Below are 16,919 nucleotides of genomic sequence, written 5' to 3'. Positions count from 1 at the left end.
CGCGGATCGGTTCCGCCCGGCACCCGGACGGCCCTGCCGGGACCCCAAGCGGAACGCCACCGGGTCCGGCCGGGCCGCTCTGCCGTCTCCCGCGGCGGTGGCTCGCACGCATCCGGGTCACCGCGGTCCGGGCGTCGGCACGGCCCGGGTCGGCAGCGGGGACTCCGGACGCTCCCTCACCGTCGACGGACACGTGTAAGCGTGCGGTCCGTAGGGCCCGGGGCCGCCCAGCACCACCGCCGAGTCCACGGCCGCCCCGCTCTCGGCCAGGGTGCACACCAGCTGCGCCAGCGCCTCCACGGGCAGGTCCTCGGGCTGCCGGCTCAGCCGCAGCGTGCCGGAGGGGTCCCCGGCCCGCGCGTCGCCCACGACCAGGGGCCCGCGCACCTGGCTGGACAGCCCCGCCGCCGTCTCCGCCTCTGACGGGACGCGCAGGAGCTCGTCGACCAGCGACTGCGCCGCGGCCACCCGGCCGCCGGCCGGCTCCCCGGCGACGGCGGCGGACCGCGCCACCGGGACCAGGCCCGTGGTGCACAGCAGGTACACCCGCCGGGTACCGCCGGGGGCGGCTTCCGGGGCGGCGTCCTCGGAGACCTCGCACGCCGCCCGGGACGGGGCCGGTCCCGCGTCGACCGGCACCTGGGTCGGCCTGATGCCGCAGCCCGCGAGGAGGAGCGCCGCCCCCGTCAGGACCAGTGCCCCACCGCCTGGGGCACGGCGGCCGCCGCGGGGGCGGAGCCTGGTGCGGAGCGTCACGTCGCGCCGTCCTCTCCCCGGCCGCGGTCCTCCGCGTCCGGGCCGGTGTCGTTCCCCCGGTCCCCGTCCCCGGAGCCGGTCTCCTCGCGCCCGCCGGGGCCGTCGGTGCCGATGGGCAGCCGCAGCACGAAGACGGCCCCGTCGCCGTCGGGGGAGTTGGCGGCCGTGATGTCGCCGCCGTGGATGTGGGCGTTCTCCACGGCGATGGACAGGCCCAGACCGCTGCCCTCGGAGCGCGGGCGCGAGGCGCTCGCCTTGTAGAAGCGGTCGAAGACGTGCGGCAGCACCTCCTCGGGGATGCCGGGGCCGTGGTCCCGGACCTTGATCCGCAGCTCGTGCTCGCCCGGGCGCACCGAGACCCGCACCGGCGACCCGCCGTGCTTGAGGGCGTTGCCGATCAGGTTGGCCAGGATCACGTCCAGGCGGCGCGGGTCGAGGCGGGCCATGATCCCGCGCTCCGCGTCCAGTTCCACGGCGTCCAGCCAGGCGCGTGCGTCGATGCAGGCGGTGACCTGGTCGGCGACGTCCACCGTGTCCAGGACCAGGCGCGCGGTGCCCGCGTCGAAGCGGGTCACCTCCATCAGGTTCTCCACCAGGTCGTGCAGCCGCCGGGTCTCGCTGACCACGAGGTTCACCGCCGGGGCGATCATCGGGTCGAGCGCGTCCGCCTCGTCCTCCAGCACCTCGGTGACGGCCGTCAGCGCGGTGAGCGGCGTCCGCAGCTCGTGGGACATGTCCGCGACGAAGCGGCGGCTGGACTCCTCCCGCGCGCTCATGTCGGCGACCTTCTTCTCCAGGGAGGCGGCCGTCTTGTTGAAGGTCCTGGACAGCTCGGCCAGTTCGTCGGTGCCGGAGACGCTCAGGCGGGTGTCCAGCTTGCCCTCGCCCAGCCGCCGGGCGGCCTCGCCCAGCCGGTGGACGGGCCGGAGCACCGTGGTCGCGGCCGCCTGCGCCAGCAGCGCGGACCCGATCAGCGCCAGCAGCGTGGCGATGGCGAGCGACCAGCCCAGCGAGGCCAGGTCCGCCCGCTCCTGCTCCAGCGACTTCAGCAGGTAGCCGCTGGGCCCTCCGCCGACGATCCGGCTGCCGCCCACCAGGTAGGGCTCCCCGTCGCGCTCGATGCGCTGCCAGTACAGGTGGTAGGCCACGGGGTTGCCCTCGCCCACCTCCTGCCGGTCGTCGACCGCGTTCCGCAGCGACGCGGGGACGTCCTCCATGGTGAACAGGTCGCGGTCGGACACCCCGGCGATCTGCTTGCCCTCGGCGTTCTCGCCGACCAGCACCACGCCGTAGTCGCCGCCGCCGGTCATCTGCTCGGCGGTGCGCTGGAGTTCGGGCTGGGTGGGACGCAGCGGCAGTGCGGCGGCCCGGGTCTGCATCTCGCGCCGGAAGTCGTCCAGCGCGGCGTCCTGGGTGCGGGTGAGGACCGCCTCGCGGTTGAGCCAGTAGGCGATGCCGGAGGCGGACACCGCCGCGGTGAGCGCCACCAGGGCGAAGACCACGACCAGGCGCAGCCGCAGGCTCGTCAGGCGGAGCCGGGTGAATATCCCGCGCCGCTCGTCGGCCGTGTCCGCCCCCTCCCCGGCCTGCCCGTGCTCCCGCGGGCTCACCGCCCGGTCCCTTCCGCCGCCGGGGCGGCGGGGTGAGGCGGCGCCGTGCGGCGCGCGGGTGCCGGGCGGCTCACTGCGGGACGTCCAGCCGGTAGCCGACGCCGCGGACCGTGCGGATCAGGGTCGGGGAGGAGGGCACGTCCTCCACCTTCGCCCGCAGGCGCTGCACGCAGGCGTCGACCAGCCGGGAGTCGCCCAGGTAGTCGTGCTCCCACACCAGCCGCAGCAACTGCTGCCGCGACAGGGCCTGTCCCGGGCGGCGGCTGAGCTCCAGGAGCAGCCGCAGCTCGGTGGGCGTGAGCTGGAGGTCGTCGCCGTTCTTGGTGACGGTCATCGCGGAGCGGTCGATCACGAGGGCGCCGAAGGTCGCGGAGTCGGTGGACTCGCGCTCGCCCCGGCGCAGCACCGCGCGGATCCGCGCGTCCAGCACCCGCCCCTGGACCGGTTTGACCACGTAGTCGTCGGCGCCCGACTCCAGCCCGACCACCACGTCGATGTCGTCGCTGCGCGCCGTCAGCAGGATGATCGGCAGCTGGTCGGTGCGCCTGATCCGCCGGCACACCTCGAAGCCGTCGATCCCGGGCAGCATCACGTCCAGCACGATCAGGTCCGGCCGCTGCTCGCGCAGCAGCTGGAGTCCGTCCTCGCCCGTGGCCGCCGTGGCCACACGGTGGCCCTGGCGGGTGAGGGAGAGTTCGAGGGCCGTGCGGATGGCGTCGTCGTCCTCGATCAGCAACAGGAAAGGCACGGCCCCATTCTGGCCCATGCCCCGCGCGGGGACGACTCCCCGGTGCGCGGCGGCGCCGCGGTCCTCTGTGACGCGCCTGTGACAGTCGGCGGACACCGTCATGAAGGAGCCAGGGCAGGCTTCTTGTCACACCGAAGGAAGCAGACTCCACTCGACGGGGGGCGCGAGATGACCGCAGTGCGCAGCACCACCTCAAGCGCAGTCGTCACGCGTCTCCACGACGTCGTGCGGAGTGCGGAGAAGTCCGGCGCCGTGAACGGGCGGGGGTGCGTTCGCGGCGCCGGGCGCCAGCACCGGGCGCCCCACGGGGAGCAGGGCCGCACCGCCTACATGGCGGTGGTGGACGCCCCGGCGGGAGTGCCCGCGCAGGCGCAGGGGGAGGCGGCCGAGGGGCGGGCCTCCTGCTCGGAGGCGGAGTTCACCGCCTACGTCCAGGAGCGCCGGGCCTCCCTGTACGCCACGGCCTACCACCTCACGGGGGACCGCCACGAGGCCGAGGACCTGCTCCAGAGCGCACTGTTCTCCACCTACCGCGCCTGGGACCGGATCAGCGACAAGGGGGCGGTCGGCGGCTATCTCCGCCGCACCATGACGAACCTCCACATCAGCGCCTGGCGTCGGCGCAAGCTCAACGAGTACCCGACGGAGGAGCTGCCGGAGACGGTCGGCGACACCGACGCGATGCGCGGCACCGAACTGCGCGCGGTGCTCTGGCAGGCGCTCGCGCGGCTTCCCGAGCTCCAGCGCACCATGCTGGTCCTGCGCTACTACGAGGGCCGCACGGACCCGGAGATCGCGGACATCCTGGACATCAGCGTCGGGACGGTGAAGTCGAGCATCTGGCGGTCCCTGCGCCGGCTGCGCGAGGACGAGGTGCTGAGCTTCGGCCGCGACCTGGAGGAGTCCTTCGGCGAGCTGGTGGCCTGAAGGACGCGGAGAAGTCCGCCGCCACCTGGGGGGAGGCGGCGGGAGCGGGATCCACGGGGGACACGGGGATCCCGCACCACGGGGGAGCAAGGGGGGGCGCACGGCCCGCCGTCTCGGGGGAGGCGGCGGGAGCGGGATCCGCGGGGGACACGGGGATCCACGGGGGATGGACGCGGGGCAGGACGGACCGGGGGGTTCGGTCCGGCCCCGCGTCGCCGTGTGCACGGGGCGGGGCCGCAGCGGCCCCGCCCCGTGTCCGGCTTCAGGCGGTCAGCCGGACGGCAGGCTTGCGGCACCGCCCGGCGGCGGCGTCGGCCAGCCGCCCCAGGGCCTCGTCCCGGCCGCACGGGTGGGCCCCGAGGCCGACCTGGCGGGCCACGATGCCCCGCTCGGCGCGCATCAGGCGCCACCCCCGCCGCAGCAGCACCGGCACCGACTTGCGGCCCTCGCGCAGATCCCGGGCGAAGCGGCGGCGGAACGTCGTCGACGGGCGGCCCCGCAGGCACAGCGCGTCCGCGAGCAGCCCCAGCTCCTGGCAGCGCCCCACGATCTCGGCGGCGAAGATGCCCTCCGCGACGAACAGCGGTGTGCGCGCGATGTCGAGGGAGTCGCTGCCGACGCGGGAGCTGGTCGCGAGGGAGTACACCGGGACCTCGGTGCGGCCCGTGGCGCAGAGCTCGCCGATCGCCGCCACGGCGGCGTCCGCGTCCCAGGACGCCGGCGAGTCCCAGTCGATGTCGGTGCTGCCCGTCACCAGGGGGAGCGTCGGGTCGTTGCCCTCCTTGTAGAAGTCGTCCAGGCGCAGCACCGGAAGGCCGGTGCGGGCGGCGAGGGACGACTTGCCGGAGCCGGAGGGGCCCGCGAGCAGCACGACGCGGGTCGGTATGGGTCGGGAACTCACGGGAGACAAGTCTGACGCATGAAAGGCGGGGGACAACCCCCGAGGGCGCGGTGGGTAGCCGGGCTCACACCCCCCGACCACGCTCCGCTGACCGATGCTCACTCATCCAGACAAGGAACGACATGGCTCGTCACGCAGCTTCCCCCCGGCGCCGCGGCACCCTGCTGCGCACCGGACTGACCCTGGCCGCGGCCGGTGCGGCCCTCGGAGCGGGCGCGACCGCCGCCCAGGCCGCACCCGCCCCGGTCGCGGCCCCCGCCGGCGTGGACACCGCCTCCGCCGCCGCGCCGCTGGACACCGTCACGGGCGTGGCCGCCCGGTCGGTGGCGGGCGTCGGCGAGCTCAAGAGCCTCCAGCTCCACCCGCTGGCCAACACCGGCGTGGACCCCCTGGACAACGCGGTCGGCACCCAGGTCGCCGACTTCCAGCCGGTGAGCACCGCGCTGGTCACGGACAACGTCACCCGGGGCCAGGCGCTGGAGGACCTCCCGGTGGCCGGGCCGCTGGCGGGGACGCTTCTGCCGTAGGTGCCGCGGCCCGGGTCCCGCCGGAGAGCGAGGCCCACGACGGGAAGCCCCCGGCGCGGACGGGCGCCGGGGGCTTCGGACGGGAGGGCCGCCGAGGGGCCGGAGGCTCAGTAGGCCGAGCCGGAGGCTCCCAGGGAGCCCGTGGGGTGCCAGACCGTCTTGGTCTCCAGGAAGGCGGTCAGGCGCCCGGTGCCCGGAGCCGCCGTGAAGTCCACGGGCTGCGGACGCAGCACGCGCTTGAGGTTGTCCGCCGCGGCCGTCTCCAGCTCCTTGGCCAGGTCCTCGTCCGCCCCGGCCAGGTCGATGGCGTTGACGTCCTGGTGGGAGGCGAGCGGGGCCGCGATCTCCGCGGTGCGCCCGGAGAGGATGTTGACCACGCCGCCGGGCACGTCGGAGGTGGCGAGCACCTCGGCCAGCGACAGCGCCGGCAGCGGCGCCCCCTCGGAGGCCACCACCACGACGGTGTTGCCGGTGGCGATCGCCGGGGCGATCACCGACACCAGCCCCAGGAACGAGGACTCCTGCGGGGCCAGGACGGCCACCACACCCGTCGGCTCCGGGGTCGACAGGTTGAAGAAGGGCCCGGCGACCGGGTTCGCACCGCCCACCACCTGGGCGATCTTGTCGGTCCAGCCGGCGTACCAGACCCAGCGGTCGATCGCGGCGTCCACCACGGCGGCGGCCTTCGACTTCGACAGGCCCTCCGCGTCCGCGACCTCGCGCACGAACTGGTCCCGGCGCCCCTCCAGCATCTCCGCGACGCGGTAGAGGACCTGGCCCCGGTTGTAGGCCGTGGCCCCCGACCAGGCGCCGAACGCCTTGCGCGCGGCGACCACCGCGTCACGGGCGTCCTTGCGGGAGGACAGGGGTGCGTTCGCCAGCCACTTGCCCTTGGAGTCCGTCACCTCGTACACCCGGCCGCTCTCGGAGCGGGGGAACTTGCCCCCGACGTACAGCTTGTAGGTCTTGAAGACGCCCAGACGGTCCGCGTCCACCGTGCTCTTCATCGCGCGCCCTCCGGGCTCGTCGGGGCGAGGTACGCCTCCAGACCGTGCCGGCCGCCCTCGCGGCCGTAGCCCGACTCCTTGTAGCCGCCGAACGGCGACGTCGGGTCGAACTTGTTGAACGTGTTGGCCCACACCACGCCCGCCCGGAGCCGGTTCGCCACCGCCAGGATGCGCGAGCCCTTCTCCGTCCAGATCCCGGCGGACAGGCCGTACTGGCTGTTGTTGGCCTTGGCGACCGCCTCGTCCGGGGTGCGGAACGTCAGGACCGACAGCACCGGGCCGAAGATCTCGTCGCGGGCGATCGTGTGCGCCTGGGTGACGTTGGTGAACAGCGTCGGGGCGAACCAGTAGCCCGAGCTCGGCAGCGCGCAGGCGGGCGACCAGCGCTCGGCGCCCTCCGCCTCGCCCTGCTCGACCAGCGAGGTGATCCGGGCGAGCTGCTCCTCGGAGTTGATCGCGCCGATGTCGGTGTTCTTGTCCAGCGGGTCGCCGAGGCGCAGCGTGGACAGCCGGCGCTTGAGCGAGTCGAGCAGCTCGTCCTGGATCGACTCCTGGACCAGCAGGCGCGAACCCGCGCAGCAGACCTGGCCCTGGTTGAAGAAGATGCCGCCGATGATGCCCTCGACGGCCTGGTCGAGGGGCGCGTCGTCGAAGACGATGTTGGCGCCCTTGCCGCCCAGCTCCAGGGTGACCTTCTTGTCGGTGCCCGCGACCTGGCGGGCGATGGCCTTGCCGACCGCGGTGGAGCCGGTGAAGGCCACCTTGTCGATCCCGGGGTGCTCCACCAGCGCGGCGCCGGCGTCGCCGTAGCCGGGCAGGATGTTGACGACGCCCCTGGGCAGGCCGGCCTGGCGGCAGATGTCCGCGAAGAACAGCGCCGACAGCGGGGTGGTCTCGGCGGGCTTGAGCACCACCGTGTTGCCCGCGGCGAGCGCCGGGGCGATCTTCCACGCCAGCATCAGCAGCGGGAAGTTCCACGGGATGACCTGCCCGGCCACGCCCAGCGGGCGGGGGTTCGGCCCGAGACCGGCGTGCTCCAGCTTGTCGGCCCAGCCCGCGTAGTAGAAGAAGTGCGCCGCGACCAGGGGCAGGTCCGCGTCGCGGGTCTCCCTGATCGGCTTGCCGTTGTCCAGGGTCTCCAGGACGGCCAGCTCGCGGCTGCGCTCCTGGATGATCCGGGCGATCCGGAACAGGTACTTGGCGCGCTCGCGGCCCGGCAGCGCGGACCACTTCTCGAACGCCCGGCGGGCGGCCTTCACCGCGCGGTCGACGTCCTCGGAGCCGGCGCGGGCGACCTCGGAGAGCACCTCCTCGCTGGACGGGGAGACGGTCTTGAAGACCTTGCCGTCGGCGGCCTCGGCGAACTCGCCGTCGATGAACAGGCCGTACGACGGAGCGATGTCGACGACCGCCCGCGACTCGGGAGCGGGCGCGTACTCGAATACGGAAGCCATGTTGATCAGTCCACCGTCACGTAGTCGGGGCCGGAGTAGCGGCCCGTGGCGAGCTTCTGACGCTGCATCAGCAGGTCGTTCAGCAGGCTTGAGGCACCGAAGCGGAACCAGTGGCTGTCCAGCCAGTCCGCGCCCGCGGTCTCGTTCACCAGCACCAGGAACTTGATCGCGTCCTTGGACGTGCGGATCCCGCCTGCGGGCTTCACGCCCACCTGCACTCCAGTCTGCTCCCGGAAGTCGCGCACGGCCTCCAGCATCAGCAGGGTGTTCGCCGGAGTGGCGTTCACCGCGACCTTGCCGGTCGAGGTCTTGATGAAGTCGGCGCCCGCGAGCATCCCGAGCCAGGAGGCGCGGCGGATGTTGTCGTAGGTGGAGAGCTCGCCGGTCTCGAAGATGACCTTCAGGCGGGCGGACCCGCTGGCCTCCTTCACCGCCAGGATCTCCTCGTACACCTTCAGGTACTTCCCGGCCAGGAAGGCGCCGCGGTCGATCACCATGTCGATCTCGTCCGCCCCGGCGGCGACGGCGTCGCGGGTGTCCGCGAGCTTCACGTCGAGCGCGGCGCGGCCCGCGGGGAAGGCGGTGGCCACGGAGGCGACCTTGACGTCGGCGCCGTTCAGCGCCGCCTTGGCGGTCGCCACCATGTCGGGGTAGACGCAGACCGCCGCGGTGTGCGGGGTGGTCCGGTCGGTCGGGTCGGGGTTGACGGCCTTGGCCGCGAGCGCCCGGACCTTGCCCGGGGTGTCCGCGCCTTCCAGCGTCGTCAGGTCGATCATCGAGATGGCCAGGTCGATCGCGTACGCCTTGGCCGAGGTCTTGATCGAGCGGGTGCCGAGGGACGCGGCGCGCGCCTCCAGGCCGACGGCGTCGACGCCGGGCAGCCCGTGGAGGAAGCGGCGCAGCGCACCGTCGGACGCGGTCACGTCGGAGAGTGCAGCTGGTGCATTGGTGGGCATGGTCACCAGGGCAGCATATCTACGCGCGTAGCGGCCTGTACAGGGGGTGCGCGTGATCGACACCGGCGCCCGGCTGACGGCTGCGCCGGAGGCCTTCGGGAAGGGGGCGGAACGCCGGTGGCCCGCCCCGCCCCGGCCGGCACCGCCCGGCCGCGGCCGGGGGCTCCCGGGGCCCCGTACGGCAGAATCGGGTGCATGACGCCTCCCGATCAGCCCGCGCAGCCCGCCCCCGACGCCGACGGCGACCACGAGCGGGTCCACCGGTCGACCGGCGCCATGGCCGGCGGCGCGGTGATGCTCGCGCTCGTCGGCTGGATCACGGTCGACGCCGTCCTGCGCGGGGAGGGGCGCACGCCCTGGCTCGTCCTCGCCGGCGCGCTCCTCGCGGTGCCCCTGATCGTCGCCTTCACCTTCCGCCCGGCCGTGTGGGCCGACGGGCGGCGCCTGCGGATCCGGAACCCGTTCCGCACGATCGTCCTGCCGTGGAGCACCGTCGCCGACGTGCGCGCCGGCTACTCCAGCGAGGTCTTCACCGAGGCCGGCGACAAGTACCAGCTGTGGTCCATCCCGGTCTCGCTGCGGCAGCGCAAGCAGGCGGCCCGCCGGCAGGCGCGGGCGGGCTCCGGCGGCCCGCGCGGCCGGGCGCAGGACCACGTCCGCCACCACGAACCCCGGCCCGGCACGGCCCCCGCCGACCAGGCCGTCGCCGAGCTGCGGGAGATGGCCGAGCGCCTCGGGAGCGCCCCGCAGGCGCAGGGCGAGGCGCGCGTGCGCTGGGCCTACGAGGTGCTGGCCCCGGCGGCCGCCGGGGCCGTGCTCCTCGCCGTGCTCCTCGCGACGGGCTGAGCCGGCGCCCCGCGCGCCGGCCGGCCGGGCCCCGCACCTGCCCCGGGCGGGCGCGGGGCCGCGGCCGGTTCCCCGGGGCGGCGCCGTGTCAGGCCGCCGGAAGCCCCGCCGCCGCGGCCAGGTCGCGCTTGACCGCCGCCAGCACCGAGGCCGCGCGCTCCCGGGCGGCACCCAGGGCCCCGCGGTCCGCCACCGGGACGACGACCTCCAGGTAGCACTTGAGCTTGGGCTCCGTGCCGCTCGGCCGGACGATCACCCGGGCGGAGAACTCGCCCGTGAGGTGGTAGCGCAGGCCGTCGGTGGGCGGCAGCCCCCCCGAGCCCTCCGCCAGGTCCTCCGCCGAGGACACCCGCAGGCCCGCGAGCGAGGCGGGCGGCGCGGTGCGCAGGGTGTGCATGGCCCGGGCGATGACCCCCAGGTCCTCCACCCGTACCGACAGCTGGTCCGTGGCGTGCAGCCCGTGCTCGACGGCCAGGTCGTCCAGCAGGTCGTCGAGGGTGCGCCCCTGCTCCTTGAGCCCGGAGACCAGCTCGGCCACCAGCAGCGCCGCCGTGATCCCGTCCTTGTCCCGGACGCCCTCGGGGTCGACGCAGTAGCCCAGCGCCTCCTCGTAGCCGTAGCGCAGGCCCTCCACCCGGGCGATCCACTTGAAGCCGGTCAGGGTCTCCTCGTACGGGAGCCCCGCCGCCCCGGCGATGCGGCCCAGCAGAGAGGAGGACACGATGGACTCGGCGAACACCCCGGTCGCGCCCTTGCGCACCAGGTGCGCCGCGAGCAGGGCACCGACCTCGTCACCGCGCAGCATCCGCCAGCCGGCCTCCACCGAGGCGTCGGGCACGGCCACCGCGCAGCGGTCCGCGTCCGGGTCGTTGGCGATCACCACGTCGGGCGCCACCGCGCGGGCCGCCTCGAAGGCCAGGTCCATGGCGCCCGGCTCCTCCGGGTTGGGGAACGCCACGGTCGGGAACTCCGGGTCCGGGTCGGCCTGCTCGGCCACCAGGGCGGGGGCGGGGAATCCGGCGCGCGCGAAGGCGGCCGTGAGCACGCCCCGGCCGACGCCGTGCATCGCCGTGTAGACGACGCGCGCGGTGCGGGGCGAGCCCGGGCTCAGCACCGCGTCGGTGCGCTCCAGGTACGCCTGGACGACCTCCTCGCCGAGCACGGTCCAGCCCGACTCGGCGCGCGGCACGGCGTCGAGGCCGGTGATCGCGGCGATCTCGGCGGCGATGCCGGTGTCCGCGGGCGGGACGATCTGGGAGCCGTCGCCGAGGTAGACCTTGTAGCCGTTGTCCCGCGGCGGGTTGTGGCTGGCCGTGACCTCCACACCGGCGACGGCGCCCAGCTGCCTTATGGCGAAGGCCAGCACGGGCGTGGGCAGCGGGCGGGGCAGCACGGCGGCCCGCAGGCCGGCGGCCGTCATCACCGCGGCGGTGTCCCGGGCGAAGTCCTCGGAACGGTGGCGGGCGTCGTAGCCGACGACCACCAGTCCGCCTTCCTCCCCGCGGGCCCTGAGGTAGGCGGCCAGTCCCGCGGCGGCGCGGATGACCACGGCGCGGTTCATCCGCATGGGCCCCGCACCCAGCTCGCCGCGGAGGCCGGCGGTGCCGAACTGGAGCGTGCCGGAGAACCGGTCGCCCAGCGCGTCGAGGTCGCGCGCCTCGATCAGCGCGGCCAGCTCCGCCCTCGTGACGGGGTCCGGGTCCTCCGCGAGCCATGCCTCGGCCCGTGCGATGAGGTCGTCCTGCACGGTTGCTCCGCCTCTCCTGTGTGCGTCCGTACGTCGTCGTCCCGGCCGGGGTGGGGATGCGTACGGGCGCGGCGGGGCCGGGCCCGCCGCGCCCGTCTGCGGGGTCCCTCAGATGCGTGCGAGCACCCGGGTGAGCAGCTCGCCCATCCGCGCCGCGGAGTCGCGGCCGGCCTGGAGGACCTCCTCGTGGTTCAGCGGTTCACCCGACAGTCCGGCCGCCAGGTTGGTGACCAGGGAGATGCCGAGCACCTCGGCGCCGGCCTCGCGGGCCGCGATCGCCTCCAGCACGGTGGACATGCCGACGAGGTCGCCGCCCATGGCCCGGACCATGCCGATCTCGGCCGGGGTCTCGTAGTGCGGGCCGGGGAACTGGACGTAGACACCCTCCTCCAGGCTCTCGTCCACCTCCTTGCACAGCGCCCGCAGCCGCGGCGAGTAGAGGTCGGTCAGGTCGACGAAGTTGGCGCCGACGATGGGGGAGGCGGCCGTCAGGTTGATGTGGTCGCTGATCAGGACCGGCTGGCCGGGGCGCATGCCCTCGCGCAGGCCGCCGCAGCCGTTGGTCAGCACGACCGTCTTGCAGCCGGCGGCGACCGCGGTGCGCACCCCGTGGGCGACCGGGGCCACGCCGCGGCCCTCGTAGAAGTGGGTGCGGCCGAGGAAGACGAGTGCGCGCTTGTCGCCGATCCGGTAGGAGCGGACCTTGCCGCCGTGGCCCTCGACCGCGGGCGGCGGGAAGCCGGGCAGCTCGGTGACGGGGAACTCGGCCTCGGGGGCGCCGAGCGCGTCCACCGCGGGGGCCCAGCCGGAACCCATCACCAGCGCCACGTCGTGGGTTTCGGTGCCGGTCAGCTCGCGCAGGCGCCCGGCGGCGGCGTCGGCAGCGGCAAGGGGGTCGGCGAGGGCGCCGAGGGAGTCCGGATTCACAGATGCGTTCACGCCGACGAGGGTAACCCGTCAAGCCCTACGCGCGTAGATGACGCAGCCCACGGAGCTCGGATCGTTGCCTTGTCGTTTCCGACGAACGCGACGCGCGGGCCGCCTCCGGATGGCGCCGGAGGCTCGCGGGGGCGCTCCCCGGCCGCCTCAGCAGGGGCGCTTGCGCAACTCCATGACGTAGTCGTGGGGGGCGCCCGCGGACTCCGCCGCGTCCGCGATCTCGCCCAGGTAGCGGGCGGACGGCAGGCCGCCCTCGTAGGCGTTGAGCACGTACACCCAGGCGGGCTCCTCGCCGTCCAGGGTGTGCACCCGCACCCGCATCCGCCGGTAGATGTCGAGCCCGACGCCCTCCCAGCGGTCCATCGAGTCCTCGTCCATCGGCGCGATGTCGTAGAGCGCGACGAAGACCTGGGAGCGGGGCGCCTCGACGATGGTGGCCAGCGCTCCCTCCCATCCCATCTGCTCCCCGCCGAAGGTCAGCCTCCAGCCGTTCAGCCAGCCGGTGCTGCGCAGCGGTGAGTGCGGTGCGCGGCGGGACATCAGCCGCGCGTCGAGGTTGCCGGCGTACGCGGCGTAGAGCGACATGGGATCGAGGGTACGGGAGCGCGGCGCGGGCCGGTCGGCGCTCCGGGGCGGGACGGCGCCCCGGGCGGGGGCGTCGCGCCCCCCTGCGCAGGCCGGGGCGCGGTTGCCGCCCCCGGGGCGAGAAGCCGCACGGGGTGCGGGACAATGAGGTACGTACTGCATTCCCCCGGGGGCCTTCCCCGGACCCCCGGCAGAAGCGGGCAGGCGGGCCGGGAACGACAATGCGAGGCGGACTTTTTCGTGACCCGGATCGTGATCATCGGCGGCGGACCCGGCGGATACGAGGCGGCCCTGGTGGCCGCCCAGCTCGGTGCGGAGGTGACCGTCGTCGACTGCGACGGTCTGGGCGGGGCGTCGGTGCTCACCGACTGCGTGCCCTCGAAGACCCTCATCGCCACCGCAGAGGTGATGACGACCTTCGACTCCTCCTACGAGGAGCTCGGCATCATCGTGGCGGACGACACCCCGCCCCTGGAGCAGGCCGCCCGGGTCGTCGGCGTCGACCTCGGCAAGGTGAACCGGCGTGTGAAGCGTCTGGCCCTCGCCCAGTCGCACGACATCACGGCCTCGGTCACCCGCGCCGGGGTGCGCGTGGTGCGGGGCCGCGGGCGCCTGGAGGGCCTTCAGGCCTCGGACGGCTCCCGCACCGTGGTCGTCCGGGCCGCCGACGGCAGCGAGGAGCGGCTGACGGCCGACGCCGTCCTGGTCGCCACCGGCGGCCACCCGCGGGAGATCCCCGACGCGCAGCCCGACGGCGAGCGCATCCTCAACTGGACCCAGGTGTACGACCTGACCGAGCTGCCCGAGGAGCTCATCGTGGTCGGCTCGGGCGTCACCGGCGCCGAGTTCGCCGGCGCCTACCAGGCGCTCGGCTCCCGGGTCACCCTGGTCTCCTCGCGCGACCGCGTGCTGCCCGGCGAGGACCCGGACGCGGCGGCGGTGCTGGAGGACGTCTTCCGGCGCCGGGGCATGAACGTGATGGCCCGCTCGCGCGCCCAGTCCGCCAAGCGGGTCGGCGACCGGGTCGAGGTCACCCTCGCCGACGGCCGGGTCATCTCCGGGACCCACTGCCTGATGGCCGTGGGCGCGGTGCCCAACACCGAGGGCATGGGCCTGGAGGAGGCGGGCGTCCGGCTGAAGGACTCCGGCCACATCCGCACCGACCGCGTCTCGCGGACCTCGGCACCCGGTGTCTACGCGGCCGGCGACGTGACCGGCGTGTTCGCCCTGGCCTCGGTCGCGGCGATGCAGGGGCGCATCGCGATGTACCACTTCCTCGGCGACGCGGTGGCCCCGCTGGACCTGAAGACCGTCTCGTCCAACGTCTTCACCGACCCGGAGATCGCGACCGTCGGCTACACCCAGGCGGACGTGGACGCCGGGAAGATCGACGCCCGCGTCGTCAAGCTGCCGCTGCTGCGCAACCCCCGCGCCAAGATGCAGGGCATCCGGGACGGCTTCGTGAAGATCTTCTGCCGTCCGGGCACGGGCATCGTGGTGGGCGGCGTCGTCGTCGCGCCGCGCGCCTCGGAGCTGATCCACCCCATCTCGATCGCGGTCGACAACAACCTGACGGTGGAACAGATCGCAAACGCTTTCACCGTGTACCCGTCCCTGTCGGGCTCGATCGCCGAAGTGGCACGGCAGCTGCACACCCGCAAGGCGTCCGGCGAGGGCTGAGCGGGCCGCCCGGCAGGGAGAAACCCGGCGAACTCCGGGCACTTGTCGCGCGAACCGGTCAACAGAGGGGTCGCCTATATCACTTGGCGACCCCTCGGGTGCGCAGTTTCCGTTATCCGGTGCATGGAGCTGAAAACACACGTGCCGTGGGGTTACTGTCGGTTTCGTGTTCGCTGCAGAACGTCGTCAACTGATCCTCGAAATGGTGCGCGCCAACGGAGCCGTGTCGCTCCGTGAGCTCGCCCGCGTCGTCCAGACCTCCGAAGTGACCGTCCGGCGTGACGTGCGGGCGCTGGAGGCAGAAGGACTCCTCGACCGCCGGCACGGCGGTGCGGTGCTGCCGGGCGGGTTCACCCGCGAATCCGGCTTCCCGCAGAAATCCCTCTCCGCGACCGCGGAGAAGACCGCCATCGCCGACCTCGCCGCGGGGCTCGTCGAAGAGGGCGAGGCCGTCGTGGTCGGCGCCGGGACCACCACGCAGGAGCTGGCCCGCCGGCTCGCCCGCGTCCCCGGCCTGACGGTGGTGACCAACTCGCTGCTGGTCGCCCAGGCCCTCGCCCACGCCAACCGCGTGGAGGTCGTCATGACCGGCGGGACCCTGCGGGGCTCCAACTACGCGCTGGTCGGCAGCGGCGCGGAGCAGTCCCTCCAGGGCCTGAGGGTCTCGCGGGCCTTCCTCTCCGGGAGCGGGCTGACCGCGGAGCGGGGGCTGTCGACGTCCAACATGCTCTCGGCGAGCGTGGACCGGGCCCTGGTGCAGGCGGCCGCGGAGGTGGTGGTCCTCGCCGACCACACCAAGCTGGGCACCGACACCATGTTCCAGACCGTGCCGACCGACGTCATCACCCGGCTGGTCACCGACGACCCCCCCGCCCACGACGACCGGGCCGCGACGGAGCTCCAGGCCCTGGCCGACCAGGGCGTGCAGATCGCGGTGGCCGGAGCGGAGGCGCCCGCGGGCGGTGCGGCCCGCCACGAGGTGCCGCTGCCCGGGCAGCGCCGCACGCGCGGCGGGCTGCGGAGCGCGCCGGGTGCCCTTGCTCCCGAGGTGCTGCCGGAGCGCGGTGCCGCCGCCCGCGTGGCGGACCTGCGCCGCCGCTGAGCCGGGCGGGTGCGCGGGTCCCGGGGCGGCTGCCGCGCCCGGCGGGCGGGCCCCGCCCGCCGGGTCAGGGGCGCAGGCCGCGCAGGGTGAGGTGCAGCAGGCGGTCCGCCAGGCCGGCGTCGTGCGGGTCCTGCTCGGCGGCGAGCGCGATCGCGTTGGTCAGCTGCATCAGATCACCGATCGAGACGTCGGCCCTGACCGCACCGTCCTCCTGGGCCCGGCGCAGCAGCCGCGCTCCCGCCTCCCGCAGGGGCACGCTGCACGAGGCCAGCGCGGAGCCCGAGTCCGCCGCGGAGGACATCAGCGCGCGGGCCAGGCCCCGGTACTCACCCGTGTGGGCGATCAATGTCCGCAGCCACTCCACCAGCGCCGTGCACGGGTCCTCGGCGTCCGCCAGCTCGCCGGACCGCTCCAGGAGCGCGGCCAGGGCGTCCTGGAAGACGGCGCTGAGCATCGCCTGCCGGGTCGGGAAGTGCCGGTAGAGCGTGCCGATGCCGACCCCCGAGCGGCGTGCGATCTCCTCCAGCGAGGCGTCCGTGCCGTGCGCGGCGAAGACGGCACGCGCCTCGGTGAGCAGGCGCTCGTAGTTGCGGCGCGCGTCGGCGCGCTTGGGCCTGGTGTCGGTCACGCCGTCCAGGATGCCGGACGGCGCCGCCCGGTGGTGCCGCCCGGGCGGACCGGGTGCGGACGCGCGCGGGCCCCCGGCACACTGCCGGGGGCCCGCACGGACGTGGTGCCTCGGACGTCAGTCCTTGATCTCGCAGATCACGGCGCCGGAGGTCAGCGAGGCGCCGACCTCGGCTGCCAGGCCCTTGACGGTGCCGGAGCGGTGGGCGTTCAGGGGCTGCTCCATCTTCATGGCCTCCAGGACGACGATCAGGTCGCCCTCCTTGACCTCCTGGCCCTCCTCGACGGCCACCTTGACGATGGTGCCCTGCATGGGCGAGGCGAGGGTGTCGCCCGAAGCCGCCGAGCCGGACTTCTTGGCCGCCCGGCGCTTGGGCTTGGCGCCCGCGGCGAGACCGGTGCGGGCCAGGCTCATGCCGAGCGAGGAGGGCAGCGACACCTCCAGGCGCTTGCCGCCGACCTCGACCACGATGGTCTCGCGGCCCGGCTCGTCCTCCTCGGCGTCTC

Annotated in this window: 17 protein-coding genes; 5 read left to right on the top strand and 12 right to left on the bottom strand. The window is 74.4% G+C overall.

Annotated features, from left to right (window positions below):
* Positions 1-117: 117 nt before the first annotated feature.
* From NPS70_RS27775 to afsQ1, 3 genes are all read right to left on the bottom strand, one after another.
* On the bottom strand, positions 118-756 hold the full coding sequence (locus NPS70_RS27775; RefSeq protein ID WP_256527216.1) for a hypothetical protein: 639 nt from the start codon (positions 754-756) through the stop codon (positions 118-120).
* Positions 753-2,366: a HAMP domain-containing sensor histidine kinase gene (locus tag NPS70_RS27770; RefSeq protein WP_256527215.1), complete on the bottom strand. Its 1,614-nt coding sequence runs from the start codon at positions 2,364-2,366 to the stop codon at positions 753-755. Before NPS70_RS27770 ends, NPS70_RS27775 begins: the two co-directional genes overlap by 4 nt.
* A gap of 70 nt (positions 2,367-2,436) precedes the next feature.
* Complete coding sequence (gene afsQ1, locus NPS70_RS27765) at positions 2,437-3,114, bottom strand: two-component system response regulator AfsQ1 (protein WP_256527214.1); 678 nt, start codon at positions 3,112-3,114, stop codon at positions 2,437-2,439.
* Between the two features lie 168 nt (positions 3,115-3,282).
* On the opposite strand from afsQ1, the gene NPS70_RS27760 reads away from it, so the two are divergent.
* A complete protein-coding gene (locus tag NPS70_RS27760; protein WP_256527213.1) occupies positions 3,283-4,041 on the top strand; it encodes a SigE family RNA polymerase sigma factor in 759 nt (252 codons plus the stop codon).
* Positions 4,042-4,303: 262 nt separating this feature from the next.
* On the opposite strand, the gene NPS70_RS27755 is transcribed toward NPS70_RS27760, so the two are convergent.
* Positions 4,304-4,942, bottom strand: coding sequence for a uridine kinase (locus NPS70_RS27755; RefSeq protein ID WP_256527212.1), 639 nt, complete (start codon positions 4,940-4,942; stop codon positions 4,304-4,306).
* 122 nt (positions 4,943-5,064) lie between these two features.
* Between NPS70_RS27755 and NPS70_RS27750 the strand changes: the two genes are divergently transcribed.
* On the top strand, positions 5,065-5,469 hold the full coding sequence (locus NPS70_RS27750) for a hypothetical protein (protein WP_256527211.1): 405 nt from the start codon (positions 5,065-5,067) through the stop codon (positions 5,467-5,469).
* Positions 5,470-5,576: 107 nt separating this feature from the next.
* Here NPS70_RS27750 and NPS70_RS27745 read toward each other — a convergent pair whose 3' ends face one another.
* Genes NPS70_RS27745 through deoC form a run of 3 tightly spaced genes read right to left on the bottom strand, consistent with a single transcriptional unit; the run spans position 5,577 to position 8,886 of the window.
* Entirely contained in the window at positions 5,577-6,476 is a 900-nt protein-coding gene (locus NPS70_RS27745; protein WP_256527210.1) for an aldehyde dehydrogenase family protein, read from the bottom strand.
* A complete protein-coding gene (locus NPS70_RS27740) occupies positions 6,473-7,930 on the bottom strand; it encodes an aldehyde dehydrogenase family protein (RefSeq protein WP_256527209.1) in 1,458 nt (485 codons plus the stop codon). The genes NPS70_RS27745 and NPS70_RS27740 overlap by 4 nt, the downstream gene beginning before the upstream one ends.
* 5 nt (positions 7,931-7,935) lie before the next feature.
* Entirely contained in the window at positions 7,936-8,886 is a 951-nt protein-coding gene (gene deoC / locus NPS70_RS27735; RefSeq protein ID WP_256527254.1) for a deoxyribose-phosphate aldolase, read from the bottom strand.
* 195 nt (positions 8,887-9,081) lie between these two features.
* On the opposite strand from deoC, the gene NPS70_RS27730 reads away from it, so the two are divergent.
* The gene (locus NPS70_RS27730; protein WP_256527208.1) at positions 9,082-9,732 is read left to right on the top strand and encodes a PH domain-containing protein; all 651 of its coding nucleotides are present in this window, start codon (positions 9,082-9,084) and stop codon (positions 9,730-9,732) included.
* 88 nt (positions 9,733-9,820) lie between these two features.
* Here NPS70_RS27730 and NPS70_RS27725 read toward each other — a convergent pair whose 3' ends face one another.
* The 3 genes from NPS70_RS27725 to NPS70_RS27715 all read right to left on the bottom strand — a co-directional run bounded on the left by NPS70_RS27725 (position 9,821) and on the right by NPS70_RS27715 (position 13,003).
* Complete coding sequence (locus NPS70_RS27725; RefSeq protein WP_256527207.1) at positions 9,821-11,479, bottom strand: phospho-sugar mutase; 1,659 nt, start codon at positions 11,477-11,479, stop codon at positions 9,821-9,823.
* A gap of 108 nt (positions 11,480-11,587) precedes the next feature.
* Positions 11,588-12,418, bottom strand: coding sequence for a purine-nucleoside phosphorylase (locus NPS70_RS27720; RefSeq protein ID WP_256527206.1), 831 nt, complete (start codon positions 12,416-12,418; stop codon positions 11,588-11,590).
* A gap of 147 nt (positions 12,419-12,565) precedes the next feature.
* Positions 12,566-13,003, bottom strand: coding sequence for a gamma-glutamylcyclotransferase (locus NPS70_RS27715; protein ID WP_256527205.1), 438 nt, complete (start codon positions 13,001-13,003; stop codon positions 12,566-12,568).
* Positions 13,004-13,243: 240 nt separating this feature from the next.
* On the opposite strand from NPS70_RS27715, the gene NPS70_RS27710 reads away from it, so the two are divergent.
* Positions 13,244-14,683 carry an NAD(P)H-quinone dehydrogenase gene (locus NPS70_RS27710; protein ID WP_256527204.1) on the top strand — a complete coding sequence of 480 codons (1,440 nt, stop codon included), beginning with the start codon at positions 13,244-13,246 and terminating at the stop codon, positions 14,681-14,683.
* Positions 14,684-14,885: 202 nt separating this feature from the next.
* The gene (locus NPS70_RS27705; RefSeq protein ID WP_374212067.1) at positions 14,886-15,785 is read left to right on the top strand and encodes a DeoR/GlpR family DNA-binding transcription regulator; all 900 of its coding nucleotides are present in this window, start codon (positions 14,886-14,888) and stop codon (positions 15,783-15,785) included.
* 64 nt (positions 15,786-15,849) lie between these two features.
* On the opposite strand, the gene NPS70_RS27700 is transcribed toward NPS70_RS27705, so the two are convergent.
* Together NPS70_RS27700 and NPS70_RS27695 are read right to left on the bottom strand one after the other, a co-directional pair.
* On the bottom strand, positions 15,850-16,413 hold the full coding sequence (locus tag NPS70_RS27700) for a TetR/AcrR family transcriptional regulator (RefSeq protein WP_256527202.1): 564 nt from the start codon (positions 16,411-16,413) through the stop codon (positions 15,850-15,852).
* Positions 16,414-16,530: 117 nt separating this feature from the next.
* Positions 16,531-16,919 (bottom strand): biotin/lipoyl-containing protein (locus tag NPS70_RS27695; RefSeq protein WP_256527201.1); only part of this gene is annotated, 389 nt, incomplete at its 5' end.

This window comes from Streptomyces sp. C10-9-1, assembly GCF_024497955.1.
Taxonomy (GTDB): Bacteria; Actinomycetota; Actinomycetes; order Streptomycetales; family Streptomycetaceae; genus Streptomyces; species Streptomyces sanyensis.
This window is presented reverse-complemented; position numbering and strand designations above follow the sequence as displayed.

Excerpts from the sequence above, each read along its gene's own strand:
- NPS70_RS27745 (WP_256527210.1), bottom strand. The coding sequence starts at position 6,476 with ATGAAGAGCACGGTGGACGCGGACCGTCTGGGCGTCTTCAAGACCTAC.
- NPS70_RS27750 (WP_256527211.1), top strand. The coding sequence starts at position 5,065 with ATGGCTCGTCACGCAGCTTCCCCCCGGCGCCGCGGCACCCTGCTGCGC.
- NPS70_RS27760 (WP_256527213.1), top strand. The coding sequence starts at position 3,283 with ATGACCGCAGTGCGCAGCACCACCTCAAGCGCAGTCGTCACGCGTCTC.
- NPS70_RS27705 (WP_374212067.1), top strand. The coding sequence starts at position 14,886 with ATGGTGCGCGCCAACGGAGCCGTGTCGCTCCGTGAGCTCGCCCGCGTC.
- NPS70_RS27715 (WP_256527205.1), bottom strand. The coding sequence starts at position 13,003 with ATGTCGCTCTACGCCGCGTACGCCGGCAACCTCGACGCGCGGCTGATG.
- NPS70_RS27740 (WP_256527209.1), bottom strand. The coding sequence starts at position 7,930 with ATGGCTTCCGTATTCGAGTACGCGCCCGCTCCCGAGTCGCGGGCGGTC.
- deoC (WP_256527254.1), bottom strand. The coding sequence starts at position 8,886 with ATGCCCACCAATGCACCAGCTGCACTCTCCGACGTGACCGCGTCCGAC.
- NPS70_RS27730 (WP_256527208.1), top strand. The coding sequence starts at position 9,082 with ATGACGCCTCCCGATCAGCCCGCGCAGCCCGCCCCCGACGCCGACGGC.